Origin of the sequence: Rhizobium sp. SG2393 (assembly GCF_042610495.1) — a bacterium.
GTDB lineage: Bacteria > Pseudomonadota > Alphaproteobacteria > Rhizobiales > Rhizobiaceae > RU20A.
Genome location: NZ_JBHGAP010000004.1, coordinates 100,660 through 119,469, shown reverse-complemented (window position 1 = coordinate 119,469; position 18,810 = coordinate 100,660). Strand labels below are relative to the sequence as shown.

The 18,810-nt window shown below is 63.7% G+C and carries 16 protein-coding genes; 5 read left to right on the top strand and 11 right to left on the bottom strand.

Features of this window, described 5'->3' with window-relative positions:
• Window positions 1–27 precede the first annotated feature (27 nt).
• The 6 genes from ACED18_RS12345 to ACED18_RS12320 are packed head-to-tail and all read right to left on the bottom strand — an operon-like array spanning window position 28 to window position 5,271.
• The gene (locus ACED18_RS12345; protein ID WP_377292570.1) at window positions 28–936 is read right to left on the bottom strand and encodes a homocysteine S-methyltransferase family protein; all 909 of its coding nucleotides are present in this window, start codon (window positions 934–936) and stop codon (window positions 28–30) included.
• Window positions 937–957: 21 nt separating this feature from the next.
• On the bottom strand, window positions 958–2,190 hold the full coding sequence (locus ACED18_RS12340; protein WP_377292568.1) for a trans-sulfuration enzyme family protein: 1,233 nt from the start codon (window positions 2,188–2,190) through the stop codon (window positions 958–960).
• 29 nt (window positions 2,191–2,219) lie between these two features.
• On the bottom strand, window positions 2,220–2,909 hold the full coding sequence (locus ACED18_RS12335; protein WP_377292566.1) for an ABC transporter permease: 690 nt from the start codon (window positions 2,907–2,909) through the stop codon (window positions 2,220–2,222).
• 11 nt (window positions 2,910–2,920) lie between these two features.
• Window positions 2,921–3,646 (bottom strand): ABC transporter permease, encoded by a 726-nt coding sequence (locus ACED18_RS12330; RefSeq protein ID WP_377292564.1) that lies wholly within the window; start codon window positions 3,644–3,646, stop codon window positions 2,921–2,923.
• Window positions 3,647–3,667: 21 nt separating this feature from the next.
• Complete coding sequence (locus tag ACED18_RS12325; protein ID WP_377292562.1) at window positions 3,668–4,438, bottom strand: transporter substrate-binding domain-containing protein; 771 nt, start codon at window positions 4,436–4,438, stop codon at window positions 3,668–3,670.
• A gap of 38 nt (window positions 4,439–4,476) precedes the next feature.
• A complete protein-coding gene (locus ACED18_RS12320; RefSeq protein WP_377292559.1) occupies window positions 4,477–5,271 on the bottom strand; it encodes an ABC transporter ATP-binding protein in 795 nt (264 codons plus the stop codon).
• A gap of 188 nt (window positions 5,272–5,459) precedes the next feature.
• Between ACED18_RS12320 and ACED18_RS12315 the strand changes: the two genes are divergently transcribed.
• The gene (locus tag ACED18_RS12315) at window positions 5,460–5,942 is read left to right on the top strand and encodes an Lrp/AsnC family transcriptional regulator (RefSeq protein WP_377292557.1); all 483 of its coding nucleotides are present in this window, start codon (window positions 5,460–5,462) and stop codon (window positions 5,940–5,942) included.
• Between the two features lie 4 nt (window positions 5,943–5,946).
• Here ACED18_RS12315 and ACED18_RS12310 read toward each other — a convergent pair whose 3' ends face one another.
• The 3 genes from ACED18_RS12310 to ACED18_RS12300 all read right to left on the bottom strand — a co-directional run bounded on the left by ACED18_RS12310 (window position 5,947) and on the right by ACED18_RS12300 (window position 8,361).
• Window positions 5,947–6,741, bottom strand: a complete 795-nt coding sequence (locus ACED18_RS12310; protein WP_377292555.1) for an inositol monophosphatase family protein — start codon at window positions 6,739–6,741, stop codon at window positions 5,947–5,949.
• A gap of 33 nt (window positions 6,742–6,774) precedes the next feature.
• Window positions 6,775–7,668 carry an ROK family protein gene (locus tag ACED18_RS12305; RefSeq protein ID WP_377292553.1) on the bottom strand — a complete coding sequence of 298 codons (894 nt, stop codon included), beginning with the start codon at window positions 7,666–7,668 and terminating at the stop codon, window positions 6,775–6,777.
• Between the two features lie 105 nt (window positions 7,669–7,773).
• A complete protein-coding gene (locus ACED18_RS12300; protein WP_377292551.1) occupies window positions 7,774–8,361 on the bottom strand; it encodes an IMPACT family protein in 588 nt (195 codons plus the stop codon).
• A 122-nt stretch (window positions 8,362–8,483) separates the two neighbouring features.
• On the opposite strand from ACED18_RS12300, the gene leuB reads away from it, so the two are divergent.
• From leuB to ACED18_RS12285, 3 genes are all read left to right on the top strand, one after another.
• Window positions 8,484–9,596, top strand: a complete 1,113-nt coding sequence (leuB, locus tag ACED18_RS12295) for a 3-isopropylmalate dehydrogenase (protein ID WP_377292549.1) — start codon at window positions 8,484–8,486, stop codon at window positions 9,594–9,596.
• A gap of 366 nt (window positions 9,597–9,962) precedes the next feature.
• Window positions 9,963–10,997, top strand: a complete 1,035-nt coding sequence (locus ACED18_RS12290; RefSeq protein WP_377292547.1) for an aspartate-semialdehyde dehydrogenase — start codon at window positions 9,963–9,965, stop codon at window positions 10,995–10,997.
• Between the two features lie 175 nt (window positions 10,998–11,172).
• Window positions 11,173–11,994, top strand: coding sequence for a lytic transglycosylase domain-containing protein (locus ACED18_RS12285; RefSeq protein ID WP_377292545.1), 822 nt, complete (start codon window positions 11,173–11,175; stop codon window positions 11,992–11,994).
• 64 nt (window positions 11,995–12,058) lie between these two features.
• Here ACED18_RS12285 and ACED18_RS12280 read toward each other — a convergent pair whose 3' ends face one another.
• Both ACED18_RS12280 and pdxY read right to left on the bottom strand, forming a co-directional pair.
• A complete protein-coding gene (locus ACED18_RS12280) occupies window positions 12,059–12,700 on the bottom strand; it encodes a carbonic anhydrase (RefSeq protein WP_377292543.1) in 642 nt (213 codons plus the stop codon).
• 226 nt (window positions 12,701–12,926) lie between these two features.
• Entirely contained in the window at window positions 12,927–13,814 is an 888-nt protein-coding gene (pdxY, locus tag ACED18_RS12275) for a pyridoxal kinase PdxY (protein WP_377292541.1), read from the bottom strand.
• A gap of 243 nt (window positions 13,815–14,057) precedes the next feature.
• Between pdxY and ACED18_RS12270 the strand changes: the two genes are divergently transcribed.
• Window positions 14,058–18,809, top strand: coding sequence for an NAD-glutamate dehydrogenase (locus ACED18_RS12270; protein ID WP_377292539.1), 4,752 nt, complete (start codon window positions 14,058–14,060; stop codon window positions 18,807–18,809).
• Window position 18,810: the final 1 nt, after the last annotated feature.

Below are 18,810 nucleotides of genomic sequence, written 5' to 3'. Positions count from 1 at the left end.
CTTTGTGCCATAGATGCTTGACGGCTCTCAGGCCGCGCGAAGCCGGCTTGCAAGCCGGTGAATATGCTCTGCGCCGATCCCGCAGCAGCCACCGATCATGCTGGCGCCAGCCTCCGCCCAGTCACAGGCAAAGGTCGAGTAGACATCGCCGGTCAGGTCGGCGCGTGTGTCGTGCAGGTCTTCATTGGCCGCCTTCTCTTCTGCATCCGTCTCGAAAGCATTGGCATAGACGCCGATCCGGAGATCCGCGCCCAGCGCCTCGAAGGCCCGCCGCGCCACCTCGACGGCAGCCTTCATGACTTCCGGCTTGGCACAGTTGAAAAGAAGAGCCTCGGCGCCCGAAGCCGCCGCCCAGCGCGCCGCGGCCGCGACAGTTTCGCCCGAGCGCAGCTTCGGCTCGCCGCCGGCAAGCTGAGCAGCGTCGTCAGCCAGCGTGAAGGAAATCCAGAAGGGCTTCGGATGTTTGGCAATCGCCACGCGCACGGCCTCGCCTTCCGCGATCAGGCTCAGGGTCTCGCCAAGCCAGACGTCGACGTGGGGCGCGAGGTTTTCGACGAGCACGCCGAGATAGTCCTGCACGCGGTCCGGATCGAAGTTCTCCGGCTCGTAGGAACCGAAGATCGGCGGCAGGGAACCGGCGACCAGTACCTTGCGGTCGGCCGCATCCGCCGCCTCGCGTGCCAGCCGTCCCGACAGATCGATCAGAGATGCGCCGCGCGCCGCAAAGCGCTCCTCGCCGATATGGAAAGGCACCAGCGCGTAGGAATTGGTGGTCACGACATCGGCGCCGGCGTCGATGAATTCCGCATGCACCTGCCTGACCGTATCCGGACTGTTCATCAGCGCAAGCGCCGACCACTCCGGCTGCTTGAGTTCGGCGCCGAGCCGGACGAGTTCACGGCTCATGCCGCCGTCGAGAATGAGGGTATCTGCCATGGTCGTCTCCGTAAGAAGCGGTCAGCGCGTCAGCGCCTGATCGAGGTCTCTGATGATGTCGGCCGCTGTCTCCAGCCCGATCGACAGGCGGAACAGACCGTCGCCCGCAACGGCGCGGTAGTCATCGAGCGCCTCGCCTTTGAGCCGGAAGGTCGATGCCATCATCTCATCGGTATCGAGCAGCACGACGAGGCTGCGCTGGTGGCCGAGCGAGAAGGCGTAGTGAACGATGCGCAGCCGCTCCGCGAGCCGTGCCGCCGCCGCTTTCGGCTCACGGGCGCGGAAGCCGATCATGCCCCCAAAGGACGCCATCTGCCCAGCCGCCAGAGCATGCTGCGGATGCGAGGCAAGGCCGGGATAGACGACCCGCTCGACCTCGGCGTGGTTTTCGAGAAAGGCCGCGACCGCAGCGGCACTCTCGCAGATCGTGCGCATGCGCGGATAGAGCGTGTCGATACCGCGCAGGATGAGCCAGGCGGACTGGGCCGGCAGCGTTGCGCCGAGATAGACGCCTGCCCGCCCGCGGATCCTTGCCACGAGATCGCGCCGGCCGATGACGGCGCCGCCGAGAACATCGCCGTGACCGTTGATGAACTTCGTCAGCGAATGGATGACGAGATCCGCCCCGAATGCCAGCGGCTGTGTGGCAACCGGCGTGGCGAAGGTCGAATCGATCGTCAAAAGCGCGCCGTAGCGATGGGCCAGCGCCGACACGGCAGCGATATCGACGATGCGCAAGATCGGGTTGACCGGGCTTTCGCAGTGAATGACCCTCGTATTGGGGCGGATCGCCGCCTCCACCCGGTCAAGCCGCGCCATGTTGACCGGCGTCACCTCGATGCCGAGATCGGGCAGCACGCGCTGCGTCAGCTCCACCGCACCGGCATAGCACACATCGGAGACGATAAGATGATCGCCCGCCTTCAGGAAGGTGAGCAGCGTGCCGGCAATCGCCGCCATGCCCGTGGCGGTCGCCAGTGCATCCTCGGCGCCCTCCAGCGCGGCGAGCCGCTGTTCCAGCTGGCGCACGGTCGGGTTCGCCCACCGGGCGTAGAGGTAGGGAAGGTCGGCGAGATCGGCCACACCGTCGGCCGAAAAGGCCCCGTCGCCGGGCATCAGCACATTGTTGACCGACATCGACACATTCGGCGCAATCGCCCCGGTGGCCGGATCGATCGCCAGGCCCGCATCGAGAGACCGGGTCTCGGGCCCGGCATCAGCCGGCAGAGGATGGGTCGTAAAGGTCTTCGTCATCTCGGATCCTTTGGATTGGGCCGGCCGCTTCAGCGGCGGATCGGCACCTGCGCCTCGGCAATGCCGAAGGCGCGCGTCATCAGCGCTGTCAGCGCCACATAGAAGAGGGTGACGACGATCAGCGGCTCGTAGACCAGCAGCGTGTCCTGGCGGATCTTGTAGGCAACGGCATAGAGATCCATGACCGTGACGGTGAAAGCGAGCGGTGTTGCCTTCAATTGCAGCACGACCTCGCCGGCAATGGTCGGCAGCGCCGTGCGGATCGCCCGCGGCAACCAGACGCGCCGGATCAGGGTAAAGCGGCTCATGCCGAGCGCACGGCCGGCTTCCAGCTCGCCCTTCGGCACGGAGAGCAAGGCGCCGCGCAGGACTTCCGCCTCATAGGCTGCATAGTTGAGCGTAAAGGAGAGCGCCGCAAAGAAGAAACCTTCCCGAAGAACCGGCCAGAGAAAGCTTTGCCGCAAGCCCGGCACCAAAGGCAGCAGTGAGCCGATGCCATAGTAGAAGAGCCAGAGCTGGATGAGGAGCGGCGTCCCACGAAACAGGGTCGAGTAGCCGCGCGCCAGGCCGCGCAGGATCGGCCCGCCGCTCACCATGGCAAAGGCAAGCCCGATGGCGAGCACGAAGCCGAAACTGACCGAAATCACGAGCAGGGCGATGGTCTGCAGACCGCCGTCGATCAAAAGCGGCCAGTATTTCTGAAGCCAGTCGAAACTCATGCTCACCCTCCTCAGGCCATGGGCCGCTGGCCACGGCGCACGCGCCGTTCGAGCCAGTGGAAGACGAGGTTGGAGATGAGGGTGATGAGGAGGTAGAGCGCCGCGGCGGCGAGGAAAAAGAGGAAATAATGCTTGGTGTTGGCGCCTGCGAGCCGGGTGGTCAGCGCCAGTTCCTGATAACCGACGACGGCCACGAGCGCGCTGTCCTTGGTGACCGACATCCAGAGATTCGCCATGCCCGGCAGCGCATTGGGCAGCATGGCCGGAAGCGTTACCCGGCGAAACAGAAGCATGGGCGACATGCCGAAAGACCGCGCCGCCTCGATCTGCCCGATCGGGATGGCGAGGATCGCGCCACGCAGCACTTCCGTCATATAGGCGCCTTGCACAAAGCCGAGGACGGCGACGGCAGCCACGAAACCGTTAACCTCGACCGGCGGCAGGCCAAGCGCCATCAACAGCCGGTTCAGGCCATCCGTGCCGGCATAATAGAGGCCGACAATCAGGATCAACTCCGGCACGGCACGGATGACGGAGGTGTAGAGCGCGAGGAGAAAGCCGATCGGCCGGCTTCCCGAAAGTTTGCCCACGGCACCGGCGAGGCCGATCACCAGGCCGATCGCAAAGGCTGAGAGCGAGATGGCGACGGTGGTGACGGCACCGGTCAGCAGCGCACCACCCCAGCCCGGAGGCTGGAAGGCGAGCAGTTGCCATGCTGTCATCGGACCCGTTGCCATCGCTATCGCGGTCTCCGACGCTTACTTGCCGTAGATGTCGAAGTCGAAATACTTCTTCGAGATCTCATCATATTTTCCGGAGGCGCGCACAGCCGTGATCGCCGCATCGAGCTTTGCCTTCAGCTCGGCATCACCCTTGCGAAGGCCACCGCCGATACCCGAGCCGAGAACAGCCGGATCATCCGCCACATCACCGGCATCCGAGCAGCACTCCTTGCCGAAATCGGACTTGAGGAACTCGGCAAGCGGAATGGCATCGCCAAAGACGTAGTCGATCCGTCCGGCGGCCAGATCCTGGAAGGCTTCGTCGAGCGTCTGATAGGTCTGTTCAGAAGCCTTGTCGGCGAAATACTTCTTGTAATAGTCCGACTGCACGGTCGAGACCTGGATACCGATCGTCTTGCCGGCCACGGCCTCCGGCGTCGCACCCGGCGCGGCATCCTTGGCGGCAATCAGCTTGCTCGGCGTATTGTAGTATTTCACCGTGAAGTCGATCGTCTTCAGCCGCTCTTCGGTGATGCCCATGGAGGACCAGATCACGTCGAACTTCTTCGTCTGCAGTGCCGGGATCAGGCCATCCCAGGAGACATCGACCACCGAGCAGCTTTCCTTCATCTCGGCGCAGACGGCGTTCATCAGGTCGATTTCCCAACCCTGCCAGTTGCCGGCGGCATCCTTGGCGAAGAAGGGCGGATAGGCCTCGTTCATGATGCCGAAGCGCACTTCGGCCTCAGCACTGGCGGCGGTGGCGAGAAAGGCGGCACCGGCAAGAAGGGCGGAAATCAGTTTCATCGGTGTGGTCCCTGTTTTGCGATGGAGATGGAAGCCTCTCAGGCTCCGGATGAACGGTCGGAAAAGGTGCGCGTGAAATCCCGGCAGCGCACCGTCTGCGGGTCTCCGAAGATCTGCGCCGGCGATCCTTCTTCGCCGACGGCGCCGCGATCGAGAAACATGACATGGCTCGACACGTCGCGGGCAAAACCCATCTCGTGCGTGACGAGCAGCATGGTGCGCCCCTCCTCGGCGAGATCGCGGATCACCTTCAGCACCTCGCCGACGAGTTCGGGATCGAGCGCCGAAGTCGGCTCGTCGAAGAGCATCACGGCGGGATCCACGCAAAGCGCCCGCGCGATCGCCGCGCGCTGCTGCTGCCCGCCGGAGAGAAAGGCGGGATAGGCGTCACGCTTGTCGTAGAGCCCGACCTTTGCCAGCAGCGCTTCCGCCTTGTCGATGGCCTCGCGCCGCCCGAGCTTCTGGACGTAGATCGGCGCCTCGATCACGTTTTCGAGGATCGTGCGATGCGCCCACAGATTGAAGCTCTGGAAGACCATGCCGAGCCCGGTGCGCAGGCGCTCCAGCTGCCGGCGGTCGGCGGCTTCCAGGCTGCCCTTGCGATCGGGCTTCAGGCGCAGCTCTTCGCCACCGACGGTGATGCGGCCTTGGTCGGGTGTTTCGAGCAGGTTGATGCAGCGCAGGAAGGTACTCTTGCCGGAGCCGGAAGAACCGATGATGGAAATGACGTCGCCCCGCCCGGCGGTCAGGGAGATGCCCTTCAGCACCTCCACATCGCCGAAGCGCTTGTGGATATTCTGCACGTCGAGCGCAATCGGGGCCGCAGCCGTCATCGTCTTTCCCGGTTCTTCGCAAGACCGTGACCATAAGTGGGCAGTGACGCCGATTTCGTGCAGATTTTTTTGCCTTGCGCTCAAATCGAAGCACAATCCGTTCTTTTGTGCAGGATGGCCGCATGGCATAGGCTTTTGATCACAAATCGGCCCCGTAACCGCATCAGGGCACACGCGGAGAGGCTTCCATGACCGACCGGCTGGACCAGTTCGACAGCGCCATTCTCGACCTCGTGCAGCGGGACTGCCAGATGAAGGCCGAGACGATCGCCGACAAGGTGGGGCTTTCGGCCTCGGCCGTGCAGCGCCGCCTGAAGCGCCTGCGTGCCGAGAGTATCATAACGGCGGAGATTGCCGTGGTGGACCGCAAGGCAACCGACTATCCCATGACCTTCATCACCGGCATGGAAATCGAGCGCGACAACTACGACGCGCTCGCCCGGTTTCGCAGCTGGGCCGAAAGACAGGACAATATCCAGCAGGTCTACTACGTCACCGGCGACGTGGATCTCGTGGCGATCATCACGGCCCGCGACGTCGAGCATTATGACGACATCAGCGCCCAGTTGATGTCGGAGAACCCGCAGATCCGCCGCATGCACACCAATGTCGTGCTGCGCGACGTCAAGATCGGCCTCCACATACCGGTCCGCAATCCCGCACGCCGTTGAGGGTTCAGGCTGACGCGCCGTAGAGCGCCGTCAACTGCGCGTAGACCTCTGGATTGCCGGCGATCAGGTGGTTGCCTTTCATGAGCCCATCTCCGGCCAGGAAATCGCTGCGCATCAGCCCTGCCCCTTCGAGAACGCCGATGGCGCCGAGGCAATCCCACGAATTGATGTGAGGCTCGATGAAGCCATTGAGGCGGCCAGCCGCAACGTAGCAGAGCGTCAGGGCACCGGACCCGTCGCGATAGTACATGCAGCCTGCTTTCAGCAGCCGGTCGAAGAGCGGCAGGAAGTCCTCAGGCTTCAGGCGCGGAGAATAGCCGACGCCGCAAATGCCCTCGCCGATCGAGCGGGCTGGATGGCGCTCCACCGGGGTACCGTTGAGCGTGGCGGGGAAGTCCTTGCCGCCGGCAAAGAGTTCGTCGCGCGCCGGCGCGTAGACCGTGCCGAACAGCACCGCCCCGTCCCGCATGAAACCGATCGATACGCACCAACTGGTCAGCCCCGAAATAAAGGGTTGCGTTCCATCGATCGGATCGACCACCCAGATGCCTTGGCCGGGCGCGAAATCCGTCACACCGGTCTCTTCACCCAGAAAGGCGTCCTGCGGATAGGCTTCGGCAAGGCGGGTCTTGATCAGGAGTTCGGTGTTCAGGTCGGCCTCGCTGGCCATGTCCTGAAATCCCTTGCTCTTGATGGTGAGATCGCCGCGGGCCCGGAAATAGCCGTTGGCGAGGTCACCGGCCTCGCGGATGAGGGTGAGCGCAAGGGCGTAGCGGCCTGCAATATCCGGGTCGGTCATTCCTGGTCCTCGTTTGATCTTGAAAATGTCTCGTCAGTCCCGCCAGAGCCAGGCGGCACCGCGCACCCCGCTGGAGTCACCATGCACCGCCGGTTTGATCGGCGTGTGAAACACGGTCGAAAAGGTGCGCTTGGCAAGAGCCGGCGGCAGATCGCGGTAAAGCTCCTCGACATTCGACATGCCGCCACCCATGACGAGGATATCGGGATCGAGCGTATTGACGACAGTGGCGAGGCCACGCGCGACGCGATCCACGTAGCGGTCCCACAACAGCCCGCAGAGCCGGTCGCCGGCCCGCATCTTCTCGATGATGGCGCGCGCCTTGAGCTCTTCATTCGTATGCCGGCTATATTCCGCCTCGAATGCGCGGCCGGAGACCCATGTCTCCATACAGCCGTGCCGACCGCAATAGCAGGGGCGCGGCACCTCGGTCACATCCGGAAAGGGCAGCGGATTGTGTCCCCATTCACCGCCACTGTTGTTCGGCCCATGATGGGCGCGGCCACCGACCGCGATACCGGCACCGGCGCCGGAGCCGAGAATGACCGCAAAGACCACATTGTGACCGACACCGGCGCCATCCACCGCTTCGGAGGCCGCGAAACAATCCGCGTCGTTTTCGACCCGCAACGGACGTTTCAGCGCCGCATGCAGATCGTGTTCCACCGGCCGACCGAGCAGCCAGGTCGAGCTTGCGCCTTTTCCCAACCGGCTTTTCGGCTCGAGCGACCCGGGAATACCAATGCCGACGGAGCCGGTCTTTCCGGTCTTCTCCTCCAGCGCACCGATCATCTCGCCGATCATGCGAATGCAGCCGTCATAGTCGTGGCGCGGCGTGTCCTGCCGCAGACGCAGGAGTTCGCGGCCATCCGGCTCCATGGCAACGCCTTCGATCTTTGTCCCGCCCCAGTCGATGCCGATCAACATGTGCCGCCTCCCGCCGGTTGTTGCTTTATGCAACAAATCTCTGCGGGCGACGACGTGATCCGTCAAGCGCGAAGCGACCGGCAAACGCGGGTCACGATGAAAACGCTATCTTTCCCGGTGGATGAGCGCGCGCCCGCTGGTGAGATCGGTGAGCAGTGTCTCCAGGCTTTCAAGCCCGCCCTCCGGCACGCCGAGATCCAATACGGCACCGGTATCGACGAAACTTTCCGCCGTCACGAGCAGATCCTCGACATTCTGGAGCCTCGCCTTCACCCGCGCCAGATCTGAAAAGCCGACGGTGACGGTGAGCGGGTGGCGCAGCACGATCCGCCTTTTCTCCGCCCCTTGCAGGCATTTCGCCGCCGCACCGCCATAAGCACGCATCAGCCCGCCGCTGCCGAGCAAAACACCACCGAACCAGCGCGTCACGACGACGACGACACCGTCAAGCGCCTGTCCGTCGATCGCCTGCAGCATCGGCTTGCCCGCCGTACCCGAAGGCTCGCCATCATCGCTGAAGCGATAGGCCTGCCCGATCCGCCAGGCCCAACAATTGTGGTTGGCATCCGCGGCCGAGACCTGCTCGATGAAGGCGCGCGCCGCAGCCTCGTCATCCACGGGTGCGGCCTGCGCGAGAAATCGGCTGCGCTTGATCTCTTCCTGGTGGGTCGCGGGGGCGGCAAGGGTGAACATCCTGCATTCCTACAGCATCCGGCATGCCATGCAAAAGCAGGCTCCGGACCCCGCATTTCATGTTTGTTTCCCGCCGCACTTGCGATAAGAACGCGCCACCTTTCCGGAAAATGAGGATGAACATGACGCGTTCCCTGTTCCTGCTGCCGGGTGACGGCATCGGTCCCGAAGCCATGGCGGAAGTCCGCAAGATCATCGCCTACCTGAACGAGGCCCGGGGCACCGGCTTCGTGACGGATGAAGGCCTGGTCGGCGGCTCGGCCTATGATGCCCATGGCGCGGCCATTTCCGACGCCGACATGGAAAAGGCCATGGCCTCCGACGCCGTGCTCTTCGGTGCCGTCGGTGGTCCGAAGTGGGATGCCGTTCCCTATGAAGTGCGCCCCGAAGCAGGCCTCTTGCGCCTGCGCAAGGATATGGAGCTCTTCGCGAACCTGCGCCCGGCCATCTGCTATCCCGCGCTCGCCTCCGCCTCGTCGCTCCGCCCCGAAGTGGTCGAAGGCCTCGACATCCTCATCGTGCGTGAACTGACGGGCGGCGTCTATTTCGGCGAGCCCAAGGAAATCCGCGATCTCGGCAACGGCCAGAAGCGCGGCATCGACACGCAGGTCTATGACACCTACGAGATCGAGCGCATCGCCGCCGTCGCCTTCGAACTGGCCCGGACCCGCAAGAACAAGGTCTGCTCCATGGAGAAGCGCAACGTCATGAAGTCGGGCGTTCTGTGGAACGAGGTCGTGACGGCCACCCACAAGGCGCGCTTCCAGGATGTCGAGCTCTCGCACATGCTGGCCGATGCCGGCGGCATGCAGCTCGTTCGCTGGCCCAAGCAGTTCGACGTCATCGTCACCGACAACCTCTTCGGCGACATGCTCTCCGACGTCGCCGCCATGCTGACGGGTTCGCTCGGCATGCTGCCCTCGGCCTCGCTCGGCGCACCCGACGCCAAGACCGGCAAGCGCCGCGCGCTCTACGAGCCCGTGCACGGCTCGGCCCCCGACATTGCAGGCACCGGCGCTGCCAATCCGATCGCCATGATCGCATCCTTTGCCATGTGCCTGCGCTACTCCTTCAACCTTGTCGATGAAGCCGACAAGCTGGAAGCGGCGATTGCCGACGTGCTCAACAGCGGCGTGCGCACCGCCGACATCATGGCCGAAGGCGCCCGCAAGGTCGGCACGGTCGAGATGGGCGACACGATCCTCGCCCGCTTCAAGGAACTGCTGGCCGCCTGATGAGGCGCAGCCGATACAATACAGATGCATGCGAGGCGCTGCGGTTAATCCGCGGCGCCTTTTTCGTTCGTGTGATCACGTCGAAGAAACGTTGACTCTTTTCCAAATCGGCGTATGGAGCAGGTCGGAAAAGGAAGAGGCCCCATGCACTGCTTCGACGGTGACATCGCAGCATCGCTGAACCCGGCACACGATGCCGGCGGTCTGCCTTTCCATGTTTTCTCCAAAACGGCCAAAACGACGACGAAAACCGTCTGACGTCTCTGGCCTGCCGCTCTCTCCCCGGCCCGGCCGGGGATGAACGAACCTGCATTGGCCGCAGGTTCGGATCAAACAAGCGGAGAGAGGTCAAGAAAGAGGTTTCTCATGGGTTTCAAGATTGCCGTTGCGGGCGCGACTGGAAATGTCGGCCGCGAAATGCTCAACATCCTGTCCGAACGCGGCTTCCCGGCCGATGAGGTCGTGGCGCTCGCCTCGGCCCGCTCGCAGGGCACCGAAGTCTCCTTCGGCGACAAGACGCTGAAGGTCCGCAACCTCGAAAACTACGACTTCTCCGACACGGACATCTGCCTGATGTCGGCTGGCGGCGCCGTCTCGCTCAAGTATTCGCCGAAGATCGGCGCCCAGGGCTGCGTCGTCATCGACAACTCCTCGGCCTGGCGCTACGATTCCGAAGTGCCGCTGATCGTTCCGGAAGTGAACCCCGATGCGATCACGCTGTTCTCCAAGAAGAACATCATCGCGAACCCGAATTGCTCGACCGCCCAGCTCGTCGTGGCGCTGAAGCCGCTGCACGACCATGCGGTGATCAAGCGGGTCGTCGTCTCGACCTACCAGTCGGTCTCCGGCGCCGGCAAGGATGGCATGGACGAGCTTTTCAACCAGACCCGCGCCGTCTTCGTCGCCGACCCGATCGAATCGAAGAAGTTTACGAAGCGCATCGCCTTCAACGTCATCCCGCACATCGACAGCTTCATGGAAGACGGCTACACGAAGGAAGAGTGGAAGGTTCTGGCCGAAACCAAGAAGATGCTGGACCCGAAGATCAAGGTCACCTGCACGGCCGTGCGCGTTCCCGTCTTCATCGGCCACTCCGAATCCGTCAATATCGAGTTCGAGAAGGAAATCACCGCAGACGAAGCGCGTGACATCCTGCGCGAGGCTCCGGGCTGCCTCGTGGTCGATAAGCACGAGAATGGCGGTTACGTCACGCCTTACGAATGCGCCGGTGAGGATGCGACCTATATTTCGCGTATCCGCGAGGACGCAACCGTCGAAAATGGCCTCAACATGTGGGTCGTTTCCGACAACCTGCGCAAGGGTGCAGCCTTGAATGCGATCCAGATTGCAGAGCTGCTGGTCAACCGCAACCTGATCCGCGCCAAGAAGCAGGCTGCCTGATCGGGCCTGACTGAAAAGAAAACGCCCGCGCCATCGGCTGCGGGCGTTTGACTTAAGAGTGCATTTACCCTTCTTGATCAAAAAGTTGTTCCTGAAACGGCCGCAGACGTGCGGTGACAGCACGCTGGCGGAATGGCATCCTCCGATGAAAGATCGGACTTTGACGGGGTTTTTCATGCAGAAGAAATCGGGCCTCCTCGCAGGCTTGGCGATGGCCGCAGCGATGTTTGCGTTGCCGGTAACGAGCTTTGCGGCCCAGTGCGGCAACACGTCTGCCGGCTTCAACGAATGGGTCCAGTCCTTCAAGCGCGAAGCGGCGTCCCGCGGGGTCAACCCGTCCGTCCTCGATGCTGCCTTCTCGGGCGTGTCCTATGCCAACGCCACGATCCGTGCCGACCGCGGCCAGAAGAGCTTTCGGCTCTCGCTGAATGAGTTCATGCGCAAGCGCGGCGGTGAGGCCATCATCTCCCGTGGCAAGAAGATCAAGGCCCAGAACGCCGCCCTCTTCGCCGACATAGAACAGCGCTTTGGCGTGCCCGCCGGTCCGCTGATCGCCATCTGGGGCATGGAAACCGGCTTTGGCGGCTTCATGGGCAAGGAACACACCATGTCGGCCGTGGCGACGCTCGCGTTTGACTGCCGCCGCTCCGACTACTTCACCGACCAGCTCTATGCAGCCCTGACGCTCGTCAGCCGCGGCGACCTGAGCCCATCTGCCCGTGGCGCAGCCCATGGCGAAATCGGCCAGACGCAGTTCCTGCCCGCCAACGTTGTCAAATACGGCGTGGACGGCGACGGCAACGGCCATGTGGACATGGTCCGCTCCAAGGCCGACGCGCTGGCATCCACGGCGAACTTCCTGCGCGGCCATGGCTGGCGCGCCGGCGCCGGCTACCAGCCCGGCCAGCCGAATTTCGCCGCCATCCAGGGCTGGAACGCCGCGAGCGTTTACCAGCAGGCGATCGCCATCATCGCCGCCGAGATCGACGGACGCTGAAACGGCGGACAGAGAAACAAAGCTTGAGAAGGCCGGCGTCAGCTGGCCTTTTTCTTTGTGTCGATCAGAGAACAGGCCGCGCGAAATCGCCGGTCTTGTTGTCCATCACCCACAATTCCCCGGTCGAGATATCGAACCAGGTGCCGTGCAGGTTCAGCTTGCCGCGCTGCTCCAGGATGGAGACGCACGGAAACGTTCGGAGGTTGGCAATGGAGTTGCGGATCGACACGCGCTCCAGCACGCGCTGGCGCTCGGTGGCGGTCATGACATCGGCATTCTGGATCTGCTCGGCCGCAGGCTTCAAGAGGCCCATCCACTTGCCGATGAAGTCGCCGGGCGACAAGGGGTCGGCATCGGGATCGAGCGCCGCCTTTATGCCGCCGCAGCGCCCATGGCCCATCACGACGATATCCTGCACCTTCAGCGCCTGCACCGCGAATTCCAGCGCCGCAGAGGTCGAATGGTACTGGCCATCAGGCTCGTAGGGCGGAACCATATTGGCAACATTGCGAACGACGAAAAGCTCGCCAGGACCGGAATCGAAGATGGTCTCGGGTGCCGCGCGCGAATCGCAGCAGGCCACGACGAGAACCTTCGGCGTCTGGCCGGTCTCGGCCAGTTGCCGGTAGCGCTGTTGCTGCTCGGCGAAACGGCCACTCATGAAGTTGCGGTAACCCGTAAGCAGATGCTCCGGAAATCGGTTCATCGTCCTGACCCCTCTTCGCCGTTCAAACCCTTACGCGGCCGTCCTTGAGCATGTCCGGCCAGACTACATTTGCGGTCTTGCGTCCGGACTGCACGAAAACAAACAGATAGAGCGCTCTCGCCGATCCCGTTCGCCAAAAATGCTCTATCATCCGCTTCAGACGGCGTCAGGGTACAAAACGCAGATTTCGAGGCTTTCCGCAACGCAGCAATGATCGCGACGCGTTTTAGCGTCGCCGACGGCCGGGATGGACAAGGTGACGGATCTGGACAAGGGCCATCGGCGAGATGAGGCTGGACGCATCCTGCTCCAGCATCATTTCGGAGGCTGACCGCCGTGCCGACCGGGCAATGATCTCGAACACACCGGCCGTAGCAAGCTGCAGGCAGCGCTCCTCGGAATGCCCTTCCATGAGACGAGCCGTGAAAAGCGCCGTCAACAGATCCCCGGTGCCCTTGGGCGCGTCATCGATATAGCGATGTTCGGCCAGCAGCGCATGGCTGCCGGAGAGAAAGAGGTTGCCGGTCCCCCCGTTGAGCATCGAGAACGCGGAGGTCACCAGCACCCGCGCTGGCCCCAATGCGAGTGCCGCCTCCATGATCTCGCTATTGTCCGCGAGATCTGCGCCGGACAGCCAGGCAAGCTCGAACCGGTTCGGCGTCGTCAGATCGGCAAGCGGCAGCAGGCGGTCGCGGATCGCCTCGGCCGTTGCGTCGGGCACATAGATGCCGCCCTGATCGCCGATCACCGGATCGCAGACGTAGAGAAGCGCCGGATTGCGCGCTTTCAGCTGTTCCACCAGACCGGCGATGACATCGACCTGCTCGGCGCTGCCGAAATAGCCGGAAACGACCGTGCCGATCTCGCCGGCCCAGGACGATGCGGCAATCTCCTCCGCCATCGCCGCGAAATCCGGCGTGGACAGCACGCTGCGCGTCGAACGCCCGTGGCCGGGGTGCCAGGGCAGGACAACGGTCGGCAGATCCCAAACGGGAAGGCCGAGTGTCTGGAAGGCAAAGACCATGGCCCGGTTGCCGACAGAACCGCGGACCACATGGCTTGAGACCGAGAGCACGGCTCTCGCCTGTCTTGCTGCTGCCCCGTCATCCGCCATCGTTCAAGCCCCGTTTGACCACCCTTGATCCCGCAGCCGCTCTGGGCTGTCAACGGGCCGCCTAAGGCCAGACTTCGCGAAACAGGCAGTTTTCGTCACGCCTTCAATGAAAATTCATACGGAATGACCAAATTTCGACCCAGAATCCGGAAAAACGTCACGCGTCAGTGCAGTTTTCGTGAAAAACATCGCCAAACGGCGCGACTCAGCTAGGTTCGCATCAATCGATGGGGGGGAGTATCCATGGGCTCGAAAAACAACACGCGCCGCGAAAAGCAGCTGGACCTGGCCACGCAGGCAATGGGGAATGATGCGGCATCAGGTCTTTCGCCGGCCATTCTGTTTGGCCGCGCCAGCAATGACGATCTGGAACTCTATACGCCGGACATGCTGGCGCGAACGGCAAACCACGCGGCGAGCATCATCAAAGGCTGGCAGCGTGGCATGACAGATGTGCGCATCGACACTGTCGAAGGCGTGACGCCGAACGGAGTGCCGGTTTCCATCCTCTCCGTCACCGACCGGAACATGCCCTTTCTCTACGATTCCGTCATGGGGGAAGTGACCTCCACCCATCGCGATCTCTACCTCGCCGTCCACCCGATCCTGGTTGCGCCGCCCGGCAGGCCGGTCACGCTTTTTGACCCGGAAGACAACAGTGATCCGGCCGATCGCGTCAGTCATATCCAGATCCACCTGCCCCCGCTGGGGATTGCCGAGGCGGAGGCACTCGTTGCGCGGGTCCAGCTGGTCCTTGCCCATGTGCACGAGACGGTCGAAGACTGGCGCGCCATGACGCTGCTTCTCGATCAGGCAATGCAGGACATGGAGGCCCATGGCACGGCACGGCGCAAGGGTGACAAGGAGGAGGCGCTCGCCTTCCTGCGCTGGCTGCGCGCCAACAATTTCACCTTCCTCGGCATGCGCGAATACACCTATTCCGGCAGCGGCGAGACGGCCGTCGTGGAGCGCGGCGAAGGGCGGGGTCTTGGCATCCTGTCAAACCCCGATGTCCGCGTGCTGCGCCAGGGCAAGGATGCGGTGCTGACCACGCCCGAAATCCTCGCGTTTCTTGATGGTCCGGATTTCCTCATCGTCACCAAGGCGAACGTGAAATCCGTCGTCCATCGCCGCGCCTATATGGATTATGTCGGCATCAAGCGCTTCGACGTGACCGGCAAGGTGATCGGCGAACTGCGCGTTGTCGGTCTCTTCACCTCGACGGCCTATACCCGTCCCGCTTCCGAAATCCCGCTGCTGCGCCTCAAGCTCCAGCGCATCATCGACCAGTTCGGCTTCGATCCGCACAGCCATTCCGGCAAGATGCTGATCAACACGCTGGAATCCTATCCCCGTGACGATCTCTTCCAGATCGAGCTGCCGCTGCTCGCCAATTTCTGCGAACAGATCAACGAGCTCGGCGACCGCCCCCGGATCCGCGTCCTCTCCCGCGTCGACCATTTCGATCGCTTCGTCTCCGTTCTCGTCTACGTGCCGCGCGAGCAATATGATTCGGATGTGCGGGAAAAGATCGGGACCTATCTCAAGACGGTCTATGACGGCCGCGTCTCCGCCTATTATCCGGCTTTCCCGGAAGGGGGCCTGGCGCGTGTTCACTTCATCATCGGCCGCTCGGCCGGACGTACCCCGCGCGTGCCGCAGCCGAAGCTCGAAGCCGCCGTGCGCGATATCGTCACCCGCTGGACGGACCGCTTCGCCGATCTCGCCCGCAATGACGGCATCGGCCTTGTAACCGGCGAGGCCTATCACGCCGCCTTCACGCCGGCAGAGGCCTATGCCGACCTCGCCGACATGCGCGCCGTCAGCAAGGACGATCCGATCCGCATCCAGTTCTATCGGCGCAATCCGACACGGCAGGATACGGTTGAGCTCAAGATTTTCCACGCCGGGAAGGCCGTCTCGCTTTCGCGTCGCGTGCCGCTTCTCGAAAACCTCGGCTTCAGCGTCGTCAGCGAGCAGACCTACGACCTGGTGCTCGGCGAGACGGATGGTTCGCAGCGTCTCGTCGTCCTGCACGACATGGAGCTGGTGCATCGTGAAGGGGCAGGCATCGATCTCGACCTTCTCGGCCGTAAGCTCGAACAGGCCTTCCTCGCCGCCTGGACCGGCGGTGTGGAAGACGACACCTTCAACCGTCTGATCCAGTCCTCCGGTCTCGACATCTACGAGATCAACGTGCTCCGCACCTATGCGCGCTATCTGCGCCAGACCGGCATCACCTATTCGCAGGGCTATATCGCCGATACCCTCGGAAGATATCCGCTGACATCAGGCGCCCTTTTCCGCCTCTTCCACACCCGCCTCGACCCCACCCTCGATGACAAGACCCGCTCCCGCAAGGTCAAGGCGATCGAGGCCGCGCTGGAAGAGGAATTCGCCAAGGTTCCGAACCTGGACGAGGACCGGATTCTTCGCCGGCTCAAGAATGCTGTGGATGCGACCCTGCGCACCAACTTCTTCCAGGCCGATCTGGCCGGGCGCGGCGTGGTGCTCGCCGTCAAGCTCGACCCGAAGGCGCTCGACGGCCTGCCGGAGCCGCGCCCGTTCCGCGAAATCTTCGTCTATGGCGCGGATGTGGAAGGCGTGCACCTGCGCTTCGGCAAGGTGGCCCGCGGCGGCCTGCGCTGGTCGGATCGCGCCCAGGACTACCGCACGGAAGTGCTGGGCCTCGTGAAGGCGCAGCAGGTCAAGAATGCCGTCATCGTGCCCGTTGGCGCCAAGGGCGGCTTCTTCCCGAAGCAGCTGCCGGCCGGCGGCAGCCGCGACGAGGTGTTCCGTGTCGGCACCGAAGCTTACAAGACCTTCATCCGCTCGCTTCTGTCCGTCACCGACAACATCGTTGGCGCCGATGTCGTGCCGCCTGCCGAGACCGTGCGCCATGACGGTGACGACCCCTATTTCGTTGTCGCCGCCGACAAGGGCACGGCGACCTTCTCCGACACGGCCAACGGCATCGCCCAGAGCCTCGACTTCTGGCTGGACGACGCCTTTGCCTCGGGGGGGTCGGCCGGGTACGACCACAAGAAGATGGGCATCACCGCCCGCGGCGCCTGGGAAACCGTCAAGCGCCACTTCCGCGAGATGGATATCGACATCCAGACGACGCCCTTTACCGTGGCCGGCGTCGGCGACATGTCCGGCGACGTCTTCGGCAACGGCATGTTGCTGTCGCGCCAGATCCGCCTCGTCGCCGCCTTCGATCACCGCGACATCTTCATCGATCCGGCACCGGATACGGAGCGTACGGTCGTGGAGCGCGAGCGCCTCTTCGCGCTCCCGCGGTCGAGCTGGCAGGATTACGATCGCTCGTTGCTGTCGGCGGGCGGCATGATCATCTCGCGGTCGGAAAAATCCGTGACGCTGACACCGGAAGCCATGGCCGCCATCGGCCTCGACAAGGCCAAGGCCACGCCATTCGAGATCATGAACGCCATTCTGAAGGCGCCGGTGGACCTGCTCTGGTTCGGCGGCATCGGCACCTATATCCGCGCCGCGACCGAAACGGATGCGGAGGCCGGCGACCGCGCCAATGATGCGATCCGCGTCACCGCCGACGAGGTCCGCGCCCGTGTGATCGGCGAAGGCGCCAATCTCGGCGTCACCCAGAAAGGCCGCATCGCCTATGCGCTGGCAGGCGGACGCTGCAACTCCGACGCCATCGACAACTCGGCCGGCGTCAACTCCTCCGACGTCGAGGTCAACATCAAGATCGCGCTGGCCTCGGCCATGCGCAGCGGCCGCCTGACGCGGCCGAAGCGCAACACGCTGCTGGCGGCCATGACGGACGAGGTCGCAGCCCTTGTCCTGCGCAACAACTACGAACAGTCGCTGGCGATTTCACTGACCGCCATGGACGGCGCGGCCAACCGCGTGCTGCTCGGCCGCCTGATGAGCCGTCTGGAATCCGCCGGGCTCCTGAACCGCAAGGTCGAAACCCTTCCGGACGACGCGGCGCTTGCGGAGCGCTACGAAACCGGCCGGGCGCTGACCCGCCCCGAGATCGGCGTGCTGCTGTCCTACGCCAAGCTGACGCTCTTCGAGGACCTGCTGCACAGCGACCTGCCGGATGGTCCCTATTTCGAGCAGACGCTCTTCCACTATTTCCCCCAGAAGATGCAGAAGGACTATGCGGGCGACATCCGCGATCACCGCCTGCGCCGCGAAATCATTGCGACGATCCTCACCAATTCCGTCATCAACTGGGGCGGGCCGGCCTTCGTGAGCGAACTCATGGATGCGACCGGACGTTCGGCTTCTGACGTCGTCCGGGCGGCCATCATCGCCAACGAGGGATTTGGCCTTTCCGTGCTGCGCCACGCGGTCGATGGTCTCGACAACCGGATCCACGGCGCAGCACAGAACAGGCTCTACCATCGCCTGCGCCGCATCCTGCGCATCACCACCGGCGCCCTGCTGTTTGCGCGGCTGTTCGATGGCGATATCGCCGCGACGGTCAAGGACATCCGCGCCGGTATCACGAGACTGACCGCACCGATCCGCGATGCCGTCGGGCCGGAGGTCATCAGCCGCGAGACGGCCGCGCTGCGCGAGGGCAATGTGCCGGACGATCTCGCGACGCAAATCGGTGAACTCGGCTTCTTCGCCTCGGTGCCGGAAATCCTCGCCCTGGCAAAGGCAACGGACCTGCCGCTGACCAGGGTCGCCCAGGCCTATCTCGCCGTTTCAGGGCGGCTGCGCATCGGCCGCCTGCTGCAGGCCGCAGACCGCCTGCAGCCGAGCGATCCCTTCGACGCCATGGCCGTGGCACGTGGCATGGTCGCCATCGCGCGTGCGCGCCACGATCTCGCGGCGGCCGAACTGCGTCCCGGTAGCAGCCCGCCGGGCGCGGAGGCCGCCATGCAGCGTGCCGTCGAGCAACTGGCCACACTCAGCGAAAGCGGCGACCTGACGCTGTCGAAGCTGACGGTCGCCGCAGGACTGCTCGCGGATCTTGCCCGCGAGCATGCGTCCTGAC